We start from the raw sequence: 2,687 nt of genomic DNA on the forward strand, positions 1-2,687 counted from the left end.
GCTGACCGCCCAGCGCGGGGCGCCCGTCAAGCCGCGATCTCGAAGGTCAGCCCGGCGCGTTCATGCAGGCGGCGCACCAGGGCCAGCCCCATGGCACTGCCCGGCGTCCAGATGCCGCCCGGCGTCGCGTCGCGGCCCACGTCCTGCACGAGGCACAGGGCCGTCTCACTGATGAGCTTGCAGGTCGAGCCATAGCCGGGGTCGCGGTCGCCCTTGACGACGGCGCGCAGCAGCTCGCCACCGGCCGACCTGCCGGTGAACCAGAGCTCATAGTGCCCGGCCTCGCGCGCCGCCTTGTCCGGCCCGTCGCCGGGCTGGGTCAGCACGAAGCGGCGCAGCAGGGCCCGTGTCGGCGTGAAGCCCAGGGCCAGGTTCTGCAGCCTGGTGAAGCGGGCCAGCGCGATGGCCTTCTTGCGCCCCTTGTCGGCCTGGCCGGGCTTGCCGGTCAGCAGCTTCTCGCTGTAGATGAAATCGGCGCCCCAGGGGTGGCCGCGCAGCGCGTTGCTGCGGTGCACGTTTTTCGTGTTGATGGTGGCCATGAAGAAGGGACCGCTCCAGCGGTCGGCCCAGTCGTCGAAGTCCGCGGCCTGACCGCCGGGCTGGCGCGGGCCCTTGAGACCCGGTGTCAGCGCAAACGGGTTGGCCATCACCTTGATGAGCCCCGGCTCGCGCTTCACGGCCTCGATGGTTTCCATCATGCTGGCCAAGGTGCCGCCCGAGGCCGTGCCCTTGACGCGGGCGACGCGGCCACGCACTTCCGGTAGCGGCGCGCCGAAGCGCTTTCGCGCTTCGGCCTGCAGATAGACGACGCCCAGGTCAAAGGGGATGGAATCGAAGCCGCAAGAGAAGACGATGCGCGCGCCGCTCTTCTGCGCCAGTGGCGTGAGCTTGTCGATCATCTTCGCCATCCACAGCGGCTCGCCGCAGAGATCGACGTAATCCGTGCCGCCCTCGGCGCAGGCCGTCGCCAGCGGTTCGCCATGCAATTGGTAAGGCCCGACCGTCGTGATGACGCAGCGCGTGCGCGCCACCAGTGCCTTCAGCGCTGCAGCGTCGTTCGCATCGGCCTTGAGCAGCGCGACGGACGGCGGCAGGTGCAACTCGTCGCGCACCTTGCCCAGCTTGTCCAGGCTGCGCCCGGCAATTGCCCAGCGCGCGCCACCGGCCCCGCTCAAGTGCAGGTATTCCGCGACAAGACGGCCCGTGAAGCCGGTCGCACCGAAGACGATCAGATCGAATTCACGGTTGTTGTGGCCAGCGGAGCTCACTTGTCCTTGCCTTTCATCGCCATCCACTCGCTGCGCAGCAGCGACAGCGAATGGCAGTCCACATACTCACCRCCGACAAACACGACGCCGCGCTGGATGCCCTCGTGCGTGAAGCCGCACTTCTCCGCCACACGCCGGGACGCATGGTTGTGCACCGACATGCCGCAGGACAGCCGGTTCACCGGCCAGTTCTCGAACAGATAGTCCACCAACAGCGCGGCAGCCTCCGAAGCCAACCCGCGGCCGCGCATCGCGACGTCGGCCAGCGTCCAGCCGATCTCGCGCGCCGTCGTGTAGCGGGCCGCGGCGAAGTGCACCACGTCACCGATGACGCTGCCGTCGTGCAGGTGACAGATCAGCAGGCGCTCGGCGTCCTCGTTGGCGAAGCCGTTGTCCTTCCAGCGCTGGTCCACAGCATGCGGCGTCATCATGCGCGAGCCGAGGTAGGGGCCGCGCACCTGCGGGTCGCCCACGGCGCGCTTGAGCCAGGGCAGATCGTCTTCCGTCACATAACGCAAGCCGACGTGTTGGCCTCTCAACATGAGCTCGGTTCCTTGAATGAGAAAGCCCGGCCGAGGCCGGGCTCCGGGGCATTGTGATTCAGTTGAAGTAGGGGCGCTCGTGGCTCTGGAGCAAGCGCTTGGCGGCTTCCCGCCAAGCTGGCGGCGCGCGGCCACCCAGGCGCACTGTGGCCATGCTGTAGGCTTGGCCGCGCAGCTCGGGCAACAAACCTTGCAGATGCTTTTCAGCGCTGGCCAATGCGGCAGTGCTGCCCAGCGCGTTGCGAAAGGCTTCGAGCTTGCGGATCTGGTCGGGCTCGATGCCGGCACTGGCCATGGCCGCGGCGGGCAGCGCAGGCGCGGGCCGTCCCTCGCGGTCGGCCAGGGCCAGCGCCGTCCAGTAAGTCAGCTCGTCCAGGCCGTCGTCGGGAGGCAGGGTCGCGACACGCCGGCGCAGGTCGGCCGAGGCGCCGTCGGACGCCGCAGCCAGACGCAGTAGATGCGAAGAAGGCGCGGCGTCGACGCTGGCCGCCTTGTCCGGTTCTCCGGCCGCGAGCCTGGCGAAGGCCTCGGGCTCGGAGACCAGCGCGCGTGCCCGCACCTGGTAGCCGAGTGCGCCCAGCAACCGACTCGGCGGGCCGATGCGCTCGGCCTCGACACCCAGCTCCTTTTCGCCAAGCAAGCGACGCAGCCGGTTGGCCTCGATGCTGGCAAACGGCGCCAGTGCGGGCTCCACACGCGCCAGCTCATAGTCACGCAGCGCCACGCGCCAGTTGGCATTGCCGGCTTCGGCCTTGGCCGCGCCATAGGCCAGCCAGGCGTGCTGGGGGAAGCGCGCCAGGCCTGCCAGCAGCGCGGCGTCACGCAGTGGACCTTCGGGCAAGCACCGTGCGGCCAAATAGACCGAATGGCCGTCGGC

At 69.2% G+C, this 2,687-nt stretch carries 3 protein-coding genes; all 3 read right to left on the minus strand.

All coding sequences use genetic code 11. The annotated features are described in order from the left end of the window. Nucleotides 1-26: 26 nt before the first annotated feature. A complete protein-coding gene (locus AC1DU6_RS26360) occupies nucleotides 27-1,268 on the minus strand; it encodes a saccharopine dehydrogenase family protein (protein ID WP_457323439.1) in 1,242 nt (413 codons plus the stop codon). Further along, a complete protein-coding gene (locus tag AC1DU6_RS26365; protein ID WP_056203007.1) occupies nucleotides 1,265-1,810 on the minus strand; it encodes a GNAT family N-acetyltransferase in 546 nt (181 codons plus the stop codon). The genes AC1DU6_RS26360 and AC1DU6_RS26365 overlap by 4 nt, the downstream gene beginning before the upstream one ends. A 58-nt stretch (nucleotides 1,811-1,868) precedes the next feature. Beyond that, nucleotides 1,869-2,687, minus strand: an 819-nt coding sequence (locus AC1DU6_RS26370; RefSeq protein WP_477860735.1) for a hypothetical protein, incomplete at its 5' end; no start/stop codon positions are given.

It is taken from the genome of Roseateles sp. P5_B10, from assembly GCF_056400485.1.